Annotated in this window: 15 protein-coding genes, 2 tRNA genes and 1 rRNA gene; 10 read left to right on the forward strand and 8 right to left on the reverse strand. The window is 51.0% G+C overall.

Going from position 1 to position 15,038, the window contains the following annotated elements:
- Positions 1-60: 60 nt before the first annotated feature.
- The 3 genes from HV346_RS04210 (at position 61) to tilS (ending at position 4,017) form a co-directional block, all read left to right on the forward strand.
- A complete protein-coding gene (locus HV346_RS04210) occupies positions 61-2,193 on the forward strand; it encodes a lysine decarboxylase LdcC (protein WP_181622333.1) in 2,133 nt (710 codons plus the stop codon).
- 65 nt (positions 2,194-2,258) lie between these two features.
- Positions 2,259-2,648 (forward strand): VOC family protein, encoded by a 390-nt coding sequence (locus HV346_RS04215; RefSeq protein ID WP_181622334.1) that lies wholly within the window; start codon positions 2,259-2,261, stop codon positions 2,646-2,648.
- 58 nt (positions 2,649-2,706) lie between these two features.
- On the forward strand, positions 2,707-4,017 hold the full coding sequence (gene tilS, locus HV346_RS04220) for a tRNA lysidine(34) synthetase TilS (protein ID WP_181622335.1): 1,311 nt from the start codon (positions 2,707-2,709) through the stop codon (positions 4,015-4,017).
- 3 nt (positions 4,018-4,020) lie between these two features.
- Here the strand turns inward: tilS and rof are convergent, their stop codons facing one another.
- Both rof and HV346_RS04230 read right to left on the reverse strand, forming a co-directional pair.
- Positions 4,021-4,281, reverse strand: coding sequence for a Rho-binding antiterminator (rof, locus tag HV346_RS04225; protein WP_181622336.1), 261 nt, complete (start codon positions 4,279-4,281; stop codon positions 4,021-4,023).
- Positions 4,268-4,468 (reverse strand): YaeP family protein, encoded by a 201-nt coding sequence (locus HV346_RS04230; protein ID WP_006173580.1) that lies wholly within the window; start codon positions 4,466-4,468, stop codon positions 4,268-4,270. The genes rof and HV346_RS04230 overlap by 14 nt, the downstream gene beginning before the upstream one ends.
- Before the next feature lie 197 nt (positions 4,469-4,665).
- Between HV346_RS04230 and HV346_RS04235 the strand changes: the two genes are divergently transcribed.
- The 3 genes from HV346_RS04235 to nlpE are packed head-to-tail and all read left to right on the forward strand — an operon-like array spanning position 4,666 to position 6,363.
- A complete protein-coding gene (locus HV346_RS04235) occupies positions 4,666-5,211 on the forward strand; it encodes a YaeQ family protein (RefSeq protein WP_181622337.1) in 546 nt (181 codons plus the stop codon).
- Positions 5,208-5,630, forward strand: coding sequence for an alternative ribosome rescue aminoacyl-tRNA hydrolase ArfB (gene arfB, locus HV346_RS04240; protein WP_181622338.1), 423 nt, complete (start codon positions 5,208-5,210; stop codon positions 5,628-5,630). Before HV346_RS04235 ends, arfB begins: the two co-directional genes overlap by 4 nt.
- A 34-nt stretch (positions 5,631-5,664) precedes the next feature.
- Positions 5,665-6,363 (forward strand): envelope stress response activation lipoprotein NlpE, encoded by a 699-nt coding sequence (gene nlpE, locus HV346_RS04245; protein ID WP_181622339.1) that lies wholly within the window; start codon positions 5,665-5,667, stop codon positions 6,361-6,363.
- Positions 6,364-6,416: 53 nt separating this feature from the next.
- Here the strand turns inward: nlpE and proS are convergent, their stop codons facing one another.
- The 6 genes from proS to metN form a co-directional block, all read right to left on the reverse strand.
- On the reverse strand, positions 6,417-8,135 hold the full coding sequence (proS, locus tag HV346_RS04250; RefSeq protein ID WP_181622340.1) for a proline--tRNA ligase: 1,719 nt from the start codon (positions 8,133-8,135) through the stop codon (positions 6,417-6,419).
- A 112-nt stretch (positions 8,136-8,247) separates the two neighbouring features.
- Positions 8,248-8,952: a tRNA (N6-threonylcarbamoyladenosine(37)-N6)-methyltransferase TrmO gene (gene tsaA / locus HV346_RS04255; protein WP_181622341.1), complete on the reverse strand. Its 705-nt coding sequence runs from the start codon at positions 8,950-8,952 to the stop codon at positions 8,248-8,250.
- Positions 8,949-9,353, reverse strand: a complete 405-nt coding sequence (gene rcsF, locus HV346_RS04260; RefSeq protein ID WP_181622342.1) for an Rcs stress response system protein RcsF — start codon at positions 9,351-9,353, stop codon at positions 8,949-8,951. Before rcsF ends, tsaA begins: the two co-directional genes overlap by 4 nt.
- A gap of 106 nt (positions 9,354-9,459) precedes the next feature.
- Positions 9,460-10,275: a methionine ABC transporter substrate-binding lipoprotein MetQ gene (gene metQ / locus HV346_RS04265; protein ID WP_181622343.1), complete on the reverse strand. Its 816-nt coding sequence runs from the start codon at positions 10,273-10,275 to the stop codon at positions 9,460-9,462.
- Positions 10,276-10,315: 40 nt separating this feature from the next.
- The gene (locus HV346_RS04270; protein WP_181622344.1) at positions 10,316-10,969 is read right to left on the reverse strand and encodes a methionine ABC transporter permease MetI; all 654 of its coding nucleotides are present in this window, start codon (positions 10,967-10,969) and stop codon (positions 10,316-10,318) included.
- Positions 10,962-11,993, reverse strand: coding sequence for a methionine ABC transporter ATP-binding protein MetN (metN, locus tag HV346_RS04275; protein ID WP_181622345.1), 1,032 nt, complete (start codon positions 11,991-11,993; stop codon positions 10,962-10,964). The genes HV346_RS04270 and metN overlap by 8 nt, the downstream gene beginning before the upstream one ends.
- A 188-nt stretch (positions 11,994-12,181) precedes the next feature.
- Between metN and gmhB the strand changes: the two genes are divergently transcribed.
- From gmhB to HV346_RS04295, 4 genes are all read left to right on the forward strand, one after another.
- The gene (gene gmhB / locus HV346_RS04280) at positions 12,182-12,748 is read left to right on the forward strand and encodes a D-glycero-beta-D-manno-heptose 1,7-bisphosphate 7-phosphatase (protein WP_181622346.1); all 567 of its coding nucleotides are present in this window, start codon (positions 12,182-12,184) and stop codon (positions 12,746-12,748) included.
- Between the two features lie 367 nt (positions 12,749-13,115).
- Positions 13,116-14,655 (forward strand): 16S ribosomal RNA (locus HV346_RS04285).
- 71 nt (positions 14,656-14,726) lie between these two features.
- Positions 14,727-14,803 (forward strand) — tRNA-Ile (locus tag HV346_RS04290).
- 47 nt (positions 14,804-14,850) lie between these two features.
- A tRNA-Ala gene (locus HV346_RS04295) sits at positions 14,851-14,926 on the forward strand.
- Positions 14,927-15,038 lie beyond the last annotated feature (112 nt).

The following is a 15,038-nucleotide window of genomic DNA, read 5'->3' on the forward strand; positions in this document are numbered from 1 at the left end:
TTTTTATACCTGTTGTTTAGCTCAGCTATGCTTAGCTAATGTTTTTCAAGGAGGTAAGCCGTGAATATTATTGCGATTATGGGGCCGCACGGCGTCTTTTATAAAGACGAACCCATCAAGGAGCTGGAACAGGCATTAGCTGCGCGTGGGTTTCAATTGATCTGGCCGCACAACAGTGCCGATCTGCTAAAGTTTATCGAGCATAACCCCCGGATTTGCGGCGTCATCTTTGACTGGGATGAGTATGATCTGGAGCTGTGTAGTGACATCAATCAGCTCAATGAATACTTGCCGCTCTATGCTTTCATTAATACCCACTCAACGATGGATGTCAGCGCCCATGATATGCGCATGGCGTTATGGTTCTTCGAATATGCGCTGGGTGCTGCGGAAGATATCGCGACGCGCGTTGAACAGTATACGCGTGAATATCTCGACAATATTACCCCACCGTTTACCCGCGCGCTTTTCACCTATGTGAAGGAAGGGAAGTACACCTTTTGTACGCCAGGACATATGGCTGGCACGGCGTATCAGAAGAGCCCTGTCGGTTGTCTTTTCTATGATTTTTTTGGCGGGAACACTCTTAAAGCTGATGTATCGATTTCAGTCACGGAACTGGGTTCTTTGCTCGACCATACCGGCCCGCATCTGGATGCCGAAGAATACATTGCCCGCACTTTTGGTGCGGAGCAGAGTTACATGGTGACTAACGGAACGTCGACGTCGAACAAAATTGTTGGGATGTATGCAGCGCCCGCTGGCAGCACGCTACTGATTGACCGTAATTGCCATAAATCTTTGGCACATCTTCTGATGATGAGTGATGTTGTCCCACTGTGGTTATCACCCACGCGTAATGCGCTGGGGATCCTGGGGGGAATTCCGCGTCGTGAATTTTCCCACGCTGCCATTGAACAAAAAGTGGCAACCATTCCCGGTGCAACCTGGCCGATTCACGCGGTGATCACCAACTCCACGTACGATGGTCTGCTGTATAACACCAACTGGATCAAGCAGACACTCGACGTGCCTTCTGTTCATTTCGATTCGGCCTGGGTTCCTTATACCAACTTCCATCCAATCTATGCTGGTAAAAGTGGGATGAGCGGTGAACGCGTACCGGGCAAAGTCTTCTTCGAAACGCAGTCGACTCACAAAATGCTGGCTGCCTTTTCGCAGGCCTCCTTAATCCATATTAAGGGCGAATATGACGAAGAGACATTCAATGAAGCCTTTATGATGCACACCACCACTTCCCCGAGCTATCCGCTGGTGGCCTCCATTGAAACGGCAGCGGCAATGCTGCGTGGAAATCCGGGCAAGCGACTGATCAACCGTTCTGTGGAAAGGGCGCTCCATTTCCGCAAAGAAGTACAGCGGCTAAAAGAGGAAGCTGACGGATGGTTCTTTGACATCTGGCAACCGGAAGAGATTGATGAAGCTGAATGTTGGCCCGTAGCACCGGGTGAAAACTGGCATGGCTTCCGTGATGCCGATGGCGATCATATGTTCCTCGATCCCGTGAAAGTGACGATTCTGACGCCGGGCATGGACGAACAAGGCGTGATGAGTGATGAAGGGATCCCTGCCGCACTGGTAGCGAAATTCCTTGATGAGCGTGGTGTCGTGGTGGAGAAGACCGGACCATATAATCTGTTGTTCCTGTTCAGCATCGGCATTGATAAGACCCGCGCGATGGGACTGTTGCGCGGTCTGATGGAGTTCAAACGTGCCTACGATCTGAATTTGCGGGTGAAGAATATGCTGCCCGATCTCTATGCCGAAGATCCTGATTTTTACCGCAATATGCGCATTCAGGATCTGGCGCAGGGGATCCACAAACTGATCCGTCAGCACGATCTGCCACGCCTGATGTTGCAGGCTTTTGACGTGCTGCCAGAGATGAAGTTAACACCGTATAAAGCCTGGCAACAGCAGGTGAAAGGTGAGGTTGAAACCATCGAACTGGAAAATCTGGTTGGACGCGTGTCGGCGAACATGATTCTGCCATATCCACCAGGCGTGCCGCTGCTGATGCCGGGAGAGATGCTCACTGAAGAAAGTCGGGCTGTGCTCGATTTTCTGCTGATGCTTTGTTCCGTAGGACGCCACTATCCTGGTTTTGAGACCGATATCCATGGCGCGAAGCGTGATGAGCAAGGCGGTTACTGGGTCCGAGTCCTAAAATAAGGAGGGCAGCTTGCAAGCCCCGGGTTTTCGGTTGTAACGTTCAGGCATCATAAAAAGGAGAAGCTATGCTGGTTTTAAAACAGGTTCACCACATTGCGATCATTGCGACCGATTACGCCAAAAGTAAGGCATTCTATTGCGATATCTTGGGTTTCACGCTGTTGAGCGAGTTTTACCGTGAGGAACGTGATTCATGGAAAGGGGATCTTGCGTTGAACGGCCAATATGCCATTGAGCTGTTTTCTTTTCCTTTTCCGCCAGCGCGTCCGTCACGACCTGAAGCCTGTGGACTGCGTCATTTAGCGTTTAGCGTCGATGATGTTGAGCGTGCGATAAAACATCTTGAGAGTCATGGCGTGAAATGCGAAGCGATTCGGGTCGATCCCTTTACCGATAAGCGTTTTACCTTTTTCAACGATCCGGACGGATTACCGCTGGAGCTTTACCAGCAGTAATATCCATCATGTGTGATAATGCCCGCTCAGTTCGGGCATTTTTTATGTGTAATTTCATATGACTTCTTCTGCTATCGCTCAAGTCGTTTTGCCGTACCGCCAGTTGCTGGTGGGGTTTAGCGGCGGACTGGATTCCACCGTTTTGCTTCATCGGCTTAAACTCTGGCGTGATCTGGAACCTGATGTTCGGCTTCGGGCGATTCACATTCACCATGGTTTGAGCACGCATGCTGACGCCTGGGTAGCACACTGTGAAGCATTATGCGCGAAGTGGGCGATCCCACTTGTTGTTGAGCGTGTCACGCTCCGGGATGAAGGCCTGGGAATTGAAGCGCAAGCACGGAAAGCCCGCTACGCTGCGTTTGCAAACGCACTGCAAGCTGGTGAAGCTCTGGTGACAGCGCAGCATCTTGATGATCAATGTGAAACTTTTTTGCTGGCGCTTAAGCGGGGAAGTGGTCCTGCGGGGCTTTCCGCTATGCCGGCGCGGACTGATTTTGCGGATACTGAACTGATTCGCCCGTTATTGGGAGAAACGCGTGCTTCCCTTGAAGCCTGGGCGCAGGAGCATCACCTGCGCTGGATTGAAGATGAGAGCAATCTGGACGATAGCTACGACCGCAATTTTCTGCGTTTACGCGTTTTACCCCTCCTGAATCATCGCTGGCCACATTTTGCTGATGCTACGGCAAGAAGTGCTCTGCTTTGTGCAGAGCAGGAAAGTTTGCTGGACGAATTACTGCGCGAAGAGTTGATCGGCATAACCTCTTCAGAGGGTGCGCTGGCGATCCCCCCGCTTGAGGGGATGAGCGTAGTGCGTCGTTCTGCGCTGTTACGCCGCTGGCTTGGCACACAGGGGGCAGTAATGCCTTCACGTGCGATGCTGAACCGCATCTGGGATGAGGTGGCTCAGGCACGGCAAGATGCCACGCCTTGTTTGCATCTGAACGGCTTTGAGGTGAGACGCTATAAAGAGCAGCTTTGGTGGATCAAATGCCAGCCCTCACTTGCGGAGATGATCCTCGACTGGGATTGTCCTGACGAAGCACTGGTGTTGCCTGCAGGAGCAGGGACGGTGTCGCTTGTGGCGTCCGGGAATGTCCGTTTACCGACGGAGAATGAGACTGTCACTGTGCGCTTTAAAGCCCACGGCTTGCTGCATATTGTTGGACGGAACGGCGGACGTAAGCTGAAAAAAATCTGGCAGGAGTGCAATGTGCCACCCTGGTTACGTGACACCACACCGCTGCTATTTTACGGCGAAACGCTAATTGCCGCCGCTGGGGTATTTGTGACTCAGGAAGGATGGGCGGAGCAGGGCGTGTGTTTTGAATGGAGAGCATACGGGCAGCAGGCTGCCCGTTCGTGAAAATCAGGACTCGCTCACCACGACGGTTCCGATTTCTGGGTGACTGAAGCTGGCAATTTTATCGAGACGGAGCTCACGTGTTGCACCAGCATCTTCCACGACCAGATATTCCACATTTTTCCGTGAAACCAGGTCGCTGGCTTTGGCCTTCAACACTTCGCCATCTTTTAACTCCAGCGTCAGCATCAAATGATGCTGGCAGGCGAGTTCGAGGTTGTCATAGTCATCACAATTGATGGGTTGATAGGTATCATTCATCGACATAATCGCTCACCAGTAAATTCGCAGCAGCATACGCTGCTTTTTCCCTGACCGATTCTGAAAGGCTCTCATCAGAGGCCACTTCATTTAGCACTTTCAATACACAGCCCAACGCGTCCGGGATGTATCCCAGATCGCCGCTGGCGATTTCCGCATACCGTTTGCGAATTAACTCACAATAATTATTCACATCCCCTCCTGCCAGCGTACTGACTTTACTGTGAGATATCATTAAGCCTACGAAGATAAACTCGGTTTAGCAAGGTGACTATACCATACTCATTCAAGCAATATCAGCGCCTTGATGGTCTGCCATTCATCACCTCGTAACAGCCTTTTTGCGCTATTTTCGCTACAATGCACGCCTGAATCGAAAGGAGTTCTCTCATGGCGCTGAAAGCGACAATTTATAAAGCGGTGGTCAATGTGGCCGATCTTGACCGCAACCAGTTTCTCGATGCGTCATTAACCCTGGCGCGTCACCCTTCTGAGACCCAGGAGCGGATGATGTTACGCCTGCTGGCATGGATTAAACACGCCGACGAACGCCTGCAATTTACTCGTGGTTTAAGTGCGGAAGATGAACCAGAAGCCTGGTTGCGTAACGACCATCTGGGTATTGATTTGTGGATAGAACTCGGTCTGCCGGATGAACGTCGTATTAAGAAGGCATGCACCCAGGCTGCGCAAGTGTCGCTGTTTACCTATAATCAACGGGCCGCTGAAATATGGTGGCAGCAGCACAAGAATAAGTGTGCGCAGTATGCCAATCTCTCAGTCTGGTATCTGGACGATGAGCAACTGGCGCAGGTGAGTGCGTTCGCGAGCCGTACTATGGTATTGCAGGCGACCATTCAGGATGGCGCGATCTGGCTCTCCGACTCTCAGAATAATCTGGAAATACAGTTTACGGCGTGGCAACCCACTTCATGATTGTTTTGTCCCGAAATGTCAGCATCCCTGATAATGAGCTAGAGATCACGGCGATCCGTGCGCAGGGTGCGGGCGGACAGCATGTTAACAAGGCCTCAACCGCCATTCATTTGCGCTTTGACATCCGGGCATCCAGCCTGCCAGAGTATTACAAAGAAAGCCTTCTTGCTGCCAGCCATCATCTGATCACCAGCGAAGGGATCATTGTGATTAAGGCTCAGGAGTATCGTAGCCAGGAATTAAACCGGGAAGCAGCCATTTCCAGGCTGGTGGCGGTGATAAAAGAATTAACCGCAGTGCAAAAAAGTCGCCGTGAAACCAGACCAACACGCGCATCGAAAGAGCGCAGGTTATCGACGAAAGCTCAGAAATCCACAGTGAAAGCACTACGCGGTAAAGTTCGTCGCCCGATGGAGTGACGAAAAGGAACACAATTTTCATAAGGAATTCATTGTGAAAAAAGCAGTATTGTCAGTACTGGCAGTCAGTACGCTCTTTGCACTTTTTGGGTGTAATAACCGTTCAGAAACCCAGATGTTGCAACCGACGCCAACTGAAGAATTAAAACCGATGCAGCAGAGCTGGCGTGGTGTATTGCCTTGCGCTGATTGCGAAGGGATCGAAACGTCATTGTTTCTGGAGAAAGATGGTAGCTGGGTGATGAACCAGCGCTATCAGGGAGCAAAAGAACCTTCGTCGTTTGCAACCTACGGAACCTGGGCTCGTACCGCAGAGAAGTTGATTCTTACGGATACCACCGGAGAGAAAACCTATTTCCGGGCCAAAGGCGAGGGGATGGAGATGCTCGATCGTGAGGGTAATCCAATCGAGTCTCAGTTTAATTACACTCTGGCGCCGGTTAAAGCGGCTTTGCCGTCAACGCCAATGGCGATGCGAGGGATGTATTTTTACATGGCTGATGCCGCGATCTTTACGGACTGTGCAACAGGTAAGAAAGTGAGTGTGGCTAATAACGCCCAACTGGAGCGTGATTATGCTGTCGCGCGAGGTAATGACAGTAAACCAGTGCTACTGACCGTTGAGGGTCACTTTACACTGGAAGCCAATCCGGATAGCGGCGAGATGGTGAAAACGCTGGTGGCGGATAAAGATGCGAAGTTTGTTGCGGGCAAAGAGTGCGGGAGTAAGTAAGCTAAGCTGCGTTTTGCCATAAAAAACCCCGCATTTGCGGGGTTTTTCGTTTCTTAGCCTTTAATGGCTTTCACCAGGTAATCAAGGATGTCGCCGGTCTTGATCATCTGTTTCTCGCCGCTACGACGGTATTTGTATTCAATCTCGTCGCTGTCGAGGTTGCGGTCGCCGATAACGACAGTGTGCGGAATACCGATCAGTTCCATATCAGCAAACATCACGCCTGGACGCTCTTTACGGTCATCCATCAGCACTTCGATACCCTGAGCACGCAATTCGCTGTAGAGCTTCTCAGCCAGTTCTTGCACGCGATAAGATTTGTGCATATTCATTGGCAGGATAGCGACCTGGAACGGAGCGATATTATCTGGCCAGACAATCCCGCGTTCGTCATGGTTCTGCTCAATCGCCGCGGCAACCACACGTGTTACCCCGATTCCATAGCAACCCATAGTCAGGATCTGGTTACGACCGTCTTCACCCTGAACTGAAGCATTCAGCGCCTGAGAGTATTTCGTACCCAACTGGAAGATGTGACCCACTTCGATACCGCGTTTGATCATCAAAGTACCCTGGCCGTCCGGGCTTGGGTCGCCCGCAACTACGTTACGGATGTCAGCCACTTCTGGTGTCGCGACATCGCGCTCCCAGTTAATGCCGAAGTAGTGCTTACCGTCGATGTTTGCACCCGCGGAGAAATCACTCATTGCGGCAACGGTACGGTCAATGATCACCGGAATTGGCAGATTAACCGGACCAAGAGAACCCGGACCTGCGTTGACCACAGCACGGATCTCGGCTTCGGTAGCGAAAGTCAGTGGGCTTGCAACCTGTGGCAGTTTTTCCGCTTTTACTTCGTTCAGTTCGTGATCGCCACGGACCAGCAATGCAACCAGCGGATATGCGCTGCCTTCCGCTGATTTTACCAGCAGCGTTTTCACCGTTTTCTCAATTGGCAGATTGAACTGTTCAACCAGCTCGGCGATGGTTTTCGCATTTGGCGTATCAACCAGTTTCATCTCTTCGGTTGCGGCTGCGCGCGGTGTTGTAGGCGCCAGAGCTTCCGCAAATTCGATATTGGCTGCGTAATCAGAGGTATCAGAGAAGATCACATCGTCTTCACCGCTTTGCGCCAGCACCTGGAATTCGTGAGATGCGCTACCGCCAATGGAGCCGGTGTCAGCCTGTACGGCACGGAAATCCAGACCCATGCGGGAGAAGATTTTGCTGTAGGCTTCGTACATCTTGTCGTAAGTCTCTTGCAGAGATTCCTGCGATGTATGGAAAGAGTACGCATCTTTCATCAGGAATTCGCGAGAACGCATCACGCCAAAACGCGGGCGGACCTCGTCACGGAATTTAGTCTGGACCTGGAAGAAATTCAGCGGCAGCTGTTTGTAAGAGCTCAGCTCGTTACGAATCAGGTCAGTGATCACTTCTTCATGTGTAGGACCCAGGACAAACGGACGCTCGCCACGGTCAACAAAACGCAGCAGTTCCGGGCCGTACTGCTCCCAACGACCGCTTTCCATCCACAGGTCTGCGGGCTGAACCACAGGCATGGACACCTCGATTGCACCGGCGTTGTTCATCTCTTCACGCACGATGTTTTCGACTTTTTTCAGGACGCGCAGGCCAGTCGGCAGCCAGGTATATAACCCGGAGGCCAGCTTGCGGATCATCCCGGCGCGCAGCATCAACTGGTGGCTGATCACTTCGGCGTCGGCAGGTGTCTCCTTCAGAGTGGAGAGCAGATATTGGCTAGTACGCATGTTGTTACGGTTCCATTTCTACGATTGGAACAGGCTGAAACACCAGCCTGACACAAAAAAAGTGGTTTAGTTTACCAGTGTGGCAAAGATGCCAAAAGAGAGGAAAATAAAATTACTTTGGCTCAAGGGCAAAGACTTCAAAACCATCCTCAGTAACGCGCCAGCGAACATTAAAATCAAGCAGCCAGACAGCATACGTTTTCCCTGCTTCTTCTTCCTTACGGTAGGCTGGACGGGGATCCTGAGCCAGTACCTCAACGATAAATTCCCGCAGGTGGGGATAGCGTTTTTCCAGCAGGTTTAACTGTTGAATAACTTCAACTGAGAACCCGACTGGCATATCTGCCTGTGGCGCTTGTTGGGCATAGCTTGCGCGTGCATCCGGCAAGGCTTCGGCAAAGGGCAAATAAGGCTTGATGTCGATGACGGGTGTGCCATCAACGAGATCGAGGCTGCCTAAATCCAGTATGACCTGATCTTTCTGACACCGGATGCCTTTTAACTCAACCAGAGACATACCGATCGGGTTTGGGCGAAATGTCGAGCGGGTCGCAAAGACGCCCATTCTGGCGTTTCCACCCAGGCGAGGAGGACGAACAGTTGGACGCCATCCACCTTCCATTGTTTGATGGAAGACAAAAATGACCCACAAATGACTAAATGCATCGAGCCCACGAACGGCGTCGGCCTGGTTGTAAGGTGCAAGCAAGTGAAGCTCACCATTGCTTTTTACCAAACCAGGCTGGCGTGGCACGGCGAACTTCTCTTTATAAGGTGAGCGGATAACGCCTATCTGCTCAAACTGAAATGAACTCATTTCGCCGAAATGTTCAGTGCAGAACCGATGCAAACGGCCTGACGGTAGCAGCCAGGTGTTCCACTGGTCACTTCGCAACTGTGCAGCAGAACCGCGTTAGCTTTCATTTTTGCCGCGTTGATCTGCATGCGCTTACGTGCCGTAGGGATGTTGGGTGGGGAGTCCTGATTAGTTGCCTGACAGGATTCGCCGCTCACTTCACCCAGTTCACGGAAAGGTTTACCCACCAGATCGTCAGCTTTGGTAATAATTCTTACCGGTGCAGGACGTGGTGCTTTCGGTTTTACTGGCTCCGCTTTTGGCGGTGTTGCAGTGCTTTGAACAGGTTCAACAGGAGATCTGCTTAGCATAGAACAGCCGCTCAGCATGAGTGCTAAAAGACAGATCGGTAAAGCACGCATAATATTTCCTCAATGGATAATCAAATCGTCAGATATTGAATCAGTTGCCTGCACAAATGACAAGACGGGCATACGCCCGTCCTGATGATTTTACACTAAGGTCAGATTACCAGCCTTTAACCGCACCGCCGTTAAAGACTTTGTTTGCTTCCTGATACACTTCATCTGACTGATACGCCTGAACGAATTTCTTCACGTTTTCAGCATCTTTGTTGTCTTCGCGAGTCACGATCAGGTTGACGTACGGGGAGTCTTTGTCTTCAACGAAGATACCGTCTTTAGCCGGTGTCAGACCAATCTGGCTAGCGTAGGTGGTATTGATAACCGCCAGCGCAATTTGTGCATCGTCCAGAGAGCGTGGCAGTTGTGGGGCTTCCAGCTCAACCAGCTTCAGATTTTTAGGATTCTCGACAACATCAAGAGCGGTTGGCAGCAGGCCTACGCCTTCTTTCAGTTTGATCAGGCCCACTTTCTGCAGGAGCAGCAGTGAACGGCCAAGGTTAGTTGGATCGTTAGGGATAGCGACCTGGGAGCCAGGCTGCAGTTCATCCAGAGATTTAATTTTCTTGGAGTAACCAGCAATTGGGTAAACGAAGGTATTACCGACGGCAACCAGTTTGTAACCGCGATCTTTGATCTGCTGATCCAGATACGGTTTATGCTGGAAGGCGTTTGCATCGATATCGCCTTTGCTGAGTGCTTCGTTCGGCAGCACATAATCGTTAAAGGTCACCAGCTCAACATCCAGGCCATATTTCTCTTTTGCCACTTTCTGAGCAACTTCTGCAACCTGCTGTTCTGCACCCACGATAACGCCCACTTTGATGTGGTTTGGATCTTTCTCGTCCTGACCGCAACCCACCAGTGCCAGAGAGCCGATCAGCGCGCCTACCGCTGCAAAGGTCTTTAATTTAAACGCCATGTTTTATCCTTAACTCGTCGAGTTTGTGTTGTGTGTAACGTTATTTGTGAGTAACAGCCCGGACGATGCGATCGCCAGAGAATTGGATTAAGTAAACCAGAACAACCAGCAATACCAGAACGGTGTTCATCACGGTAGCGTTATAGCCAATATACCCGTACTGATAACCAATCTGGCCTAAACCGCCAGCCCCCACAGCGCCGCCCATTGCGGAATAGCCCACCAGAGTAATGAGTGTAATGGTTGCCGCATTTACCAGACCCGGCAGTGCTTCAGGCAGTAAGACTTTACGAACGATCTGAATAGGCGTTGCGCCCATCGCGCGTGAGGCTTCAATCAAACCGGTCGGGATTTCCAGTAGCGCATTTTCTACCATACGGGCAATAAAGGGTGCAGCACCGACGGTCAGTGGCACAATCGCGGCCTGCAGCCCGATAGATGTACCGACAATCACGCGGGTAAAAGGAATCATCCAGACCAGAAGAATAATGAACGGGATGGAACGGAATATATTCACCAGTGCGGAGAGCGTACGATACAGTTTTGCGTTCTCAATGATCTGGCCAGGGCGCGTGACATACAGCAGCACGCCGACTGGCAAACCAATCACAAAACCAAAAAAGCCCGATACGAAGGTCATTGCCAGCGTTTCCCATACGCCGCGAACCAGCAGCCACATCATCGGTTCAGACATAACCCAGTACCTCTACTTTTACATGGTGTTCTTGCAGCCACGCGATTGCGCCTTGCGTCTCTTCTTGCGTGCCGTGCATTTCTGTCAGCATGATGCCGAACTTAACGCCACCGGCATAATCCATCTGCGCGCTAATAATGTTGTTGTTCACATTAAAGCGACGTGCAGTTTCGGACAGCAACGGAGCATCAACGGACTGACCGGTGAACTCCATACGTAACATGGGCACGCTGTCTGGCGTCGGTTCTGCTTTCAGACGGGCCAGATAATCTTCCGGGATATCCAGATGCAGTGTGGATTGAATAAACTGTTGAGCCAGTGGTGTCTTCGGATGTGAGAACACTTCGCTGACCGTATCCTGTTCGATCAATTCACCGTTGCTGATGACTGCGACGCAGTCACAAATACGTTTAACCACATCCATCTCATGTGTAATCAGAAGGATGGTCAAACCCAGACGCCGGTTAATGTCTTTCAGCAGTTCCAGAATAGAACGTGTGGTTGCTGGATCTAATGCGCTGGTGGCTTCATCGCACAGCAGGACTTTCGGATTGCTTGCCAGCGCGCGGGCAATTGCGACGCGCTGTTTTTGACCGCCGGACAAATTTGCCGGGTAGCTATCGTGCTTATCAGCAAGGCCGACCAGATCCAGTAATTCCGTAACGCGACGCTTAATTTCGTCTTTAGGGGTATTATCCAGTTCCAGTGGCAATGCCACGTTGCCGAAAACAGTGCGGGATGCCAGCAGGTTAAAGTGCTGGAAGATCATGCCAATCTGGCGGCGCGCTTTCGTTAATTCTTTTTCAGAGAGCGCCGTGAGTTCTTGCCCACCGACCTCTACATTTCCCTGAGTAGGGCGCTCAAGTAAGTTAACACAACGGATCAGCGTACTTTTACCTGCACCCGATGCGCCAATGACGCCATAAATTTGACCAGCAGGAACATGCAGGCTGACGTTGTTCAGCGCCTGAATGGTTCGGTTCCCCTGCTGGAACACTTTGGTGATATTGGAAAGTTTAATCATTAGATTATTTTTATCGTATGTAAGTTAGCCGTGGCATTTTGTTCTGCCAGATACGGGGGATGCCCGTAAACAAAATGGATGTTAAGGCATCCAGACGGCTAAATCAATCCAACTCTGTGCGATGAGCACTTTATTGCGCTGCGATTCATGAGATACTAACCAGACATGCCTTTTTCAGGAGCAAACCGGTGGCAAAATCAGTACCCGCAATTTTTCTCGATCGTGATGGCACTATCAATGTGGATCACGGTTATGTCCACGAGATTGATGAGTTCGAGTTTATCGATGGCGTAATAGATGCAATGCGTCAGTTGAAAGAGATGGGTTATGTGCTCGTGGTGGTCACCAACCAGTCCGGTATTGCGCGTGGCAAGTTTACCGAAGCACAATTCGAAACGCTGACGGAATGGATGGATTGGTCGTTAGCAGATCGAGGGGTAGATTTGGATGGCATCTATTACTGCCCACACCATCCTCAAGGAACAGTAGAGGAGTATCGCCAAACTTGTGATTGCCGTAAGCCACATCCAGGGATGTTTGTCTCAGCACAGGAATTTCTGCATATCGATATGGCTGCTTCTTATATGGTGGGTGACAAACTGGAAGATATGCAGGCTGCAACCGCAGCTGGTGTTGGTACGAAGGTATTAGTGCGTACGGGTAAACCTGTGACCCCAGAGGCAGAGAATGTGGCGGATTGGGTGATAAGTAGTCTGGCAGAGCTGCCAAAAGAGATTAAAAAGCATCAAAAGTAAACGTTTTGGTGGAAATGTGAGCGGTTGAAATAAAATTGCATTTTTCCGCTTGTCATTCCTTGGAAGCTCCCTATAATGCGCCTCCATCGACACGGCGGATGTGAATCACTTCACAAACAACCCGGTCGGATGAAGAGAAAAATCCTGAAATAACGGGTTGACTCTGAAAGAGGAAGGCGTAATATACGCCACCTCGCGACAGAGCGCTAAAGCGCGTCGCAACTGCTCTTTAACAATTTATCAGACAATCTGTGTGGGCACTCAAAGTGACATGGATTCTTGACGTCGCAAGACGAAAAATGAATACCAAGTCTCTGAGTGAACATACGTAATTCATTACGAAGTTTAATTCACGAGCATCAAACTTAAATTGAAGAGTTTGATCATGGCTCAGATTGAACGCTGGCGGCAGGCCTAACACATGCAAGTCGGGCGGTAACACAGGGAGCTTGCTCCCGGGTGACGAGCGGCGGACGGGTGAGTAATGTCTGGGAAACTGCCTGATGGAGGGGGATAACTACTGGAAACGGTAGCTAATACCGCATAATGTCGCAAGACCAAAGAGGGGGACCTTCGGGCCTCTTGCCATCAGATGTGCCCAGATGGGATTAGCTAGTAGGTGGGGTAATGGCTCACCTAGGCGACGATCCCTAGCTGGTCTGAGAGGATGACCAGCCACACTGGAACTGAGACACGGTCCAGACTCCTACGGGAGGCAGCAGTGGGGAATATTGCACAATGGGCGCAAGCCTGATGCAGCCATGCCGCGTGTATGAAGAAGGCCTTCGGGTTGTAAAGTACTTTCAGCGGGGAGGAAGGCGTTGTGGTTAATAACCACAGCGATTGACGTTACCCGCAGAAGAAGCACCGGCTAACTCCGTGCCAGCAGCCGCGGTAATACGGAGGGTGCAAGCGTTAATCGGAATTACTGGGCGTAAAGCGCACGCAGGCGGTCTGTCAAGTCGGATGTGAAATCCCCGGGCTCAACCTGGGAACTGCATTCGAAACTGGCAGGCTAGAGTCTTGTAGAGGGGGGTAGAATTCCAGGTGTAGCGGTGAAATGCGTAGAGATCTGGAGGAATACCGGTGGCGAAGGCGGCCCCCTGGACAAAGACTGACGCTCAGGTGCGAAAGCGTGGGGAGCAAACAGGATTAGATACCCTGGTAGTCCACGCCGTAAACGATGTCGACTTGGAGGTTGTTCCCTTGAGGAGTGGCTTCCGGAGCTAACGCGTTAAGTCGACCGCCTGGGGAGTACGGCCGCAAGGTTAAAACTCAAATGAATTGACGGGGGCCCGCACAAGCGGTGGAGCATGTGGTTTAATTCGATGCAACGCGAAGAACCTTACCTACTCTTGACATCCACGGAATTTAGCAGAGATGCTTTAGTGCCTTCGGGAACCGTGAGACAGGTGCTGCATGGCTGTCGTCAGCTCGTGTTGTGAAATGTTGGGTTAAGTCCCGCAACGAGCGCAACCCTTATCCTTTGTTGCCAGCGGCTAGGCCGGGAACTCAAAGGAGACTGCCAGTGATAAACTGGAGGAAGGTGGGGATGACGTCAAGTCATCATGGCCCTTACGAGTAGGGCTACACACGTGCTACAATGGCATATACAAAGAGAAGCGACCTCGCGAGAGCAAGCGGACCTCATAAAGTATGTCGTAGTCCGGATTGGAGTCTGCAACTCGACTCCATGAAGTCGGAATCGCTAGTAATCGTAGATCAGAATGCTACGGTGAATACGTTCCCGGGCCTTGTACACACCGCCCGTCACACCATGGGAGTGGGTTGCAAAAGAAGTAGGTAGCTTAACCTTCGGGAGGGCGCTTACCACTTTGTGATTCATGACTGGGGTGAAGTCGTAACAAGGTAACCGTAGGGGAACCTGCGGTTGGATCACCTCCTTACCTTAAAGAACCTGCCTTTGTAGTGTCCACACAGATTGTCTGATGAAAAATAAGCAGTAAAGAATCTCTGCAGGCTTGTAGCTCAGGTGGTTAGAGCGCACCCCTGATAAGGGTGAGGTCGGTGGTTCAAGTCCACTCAGGCCTACCAAAATCCTTATGAACAAGGATGAGCGGTACAGAGATTAGTCTTTCGATGGGGTTATAGCTCAGCTGGGAGAGCGCCTGCCTTGCACGCAGGAGGTCTGCGGTTCGATCCCGCATAGCTCCACCATCCTTTACTGTTGAAAACAAGAAAACTTCAGAGTGTACCTGAAAAGGTTCACTGCGAAGTTTTGCTCTTTAAAAATCTGGATCAAGCTGAAAATTGAAACGACACACTGTGT

Source organism: Enterobacter sp. RHBSTW-00994 (assembly GCF_013782625.1).
Taxonomy (GTDB): Bacteria; Pseudomonadota; Gammaproteobacteria; order Enterobacterales; family Enterobacteriaceae; genus Enterobacter.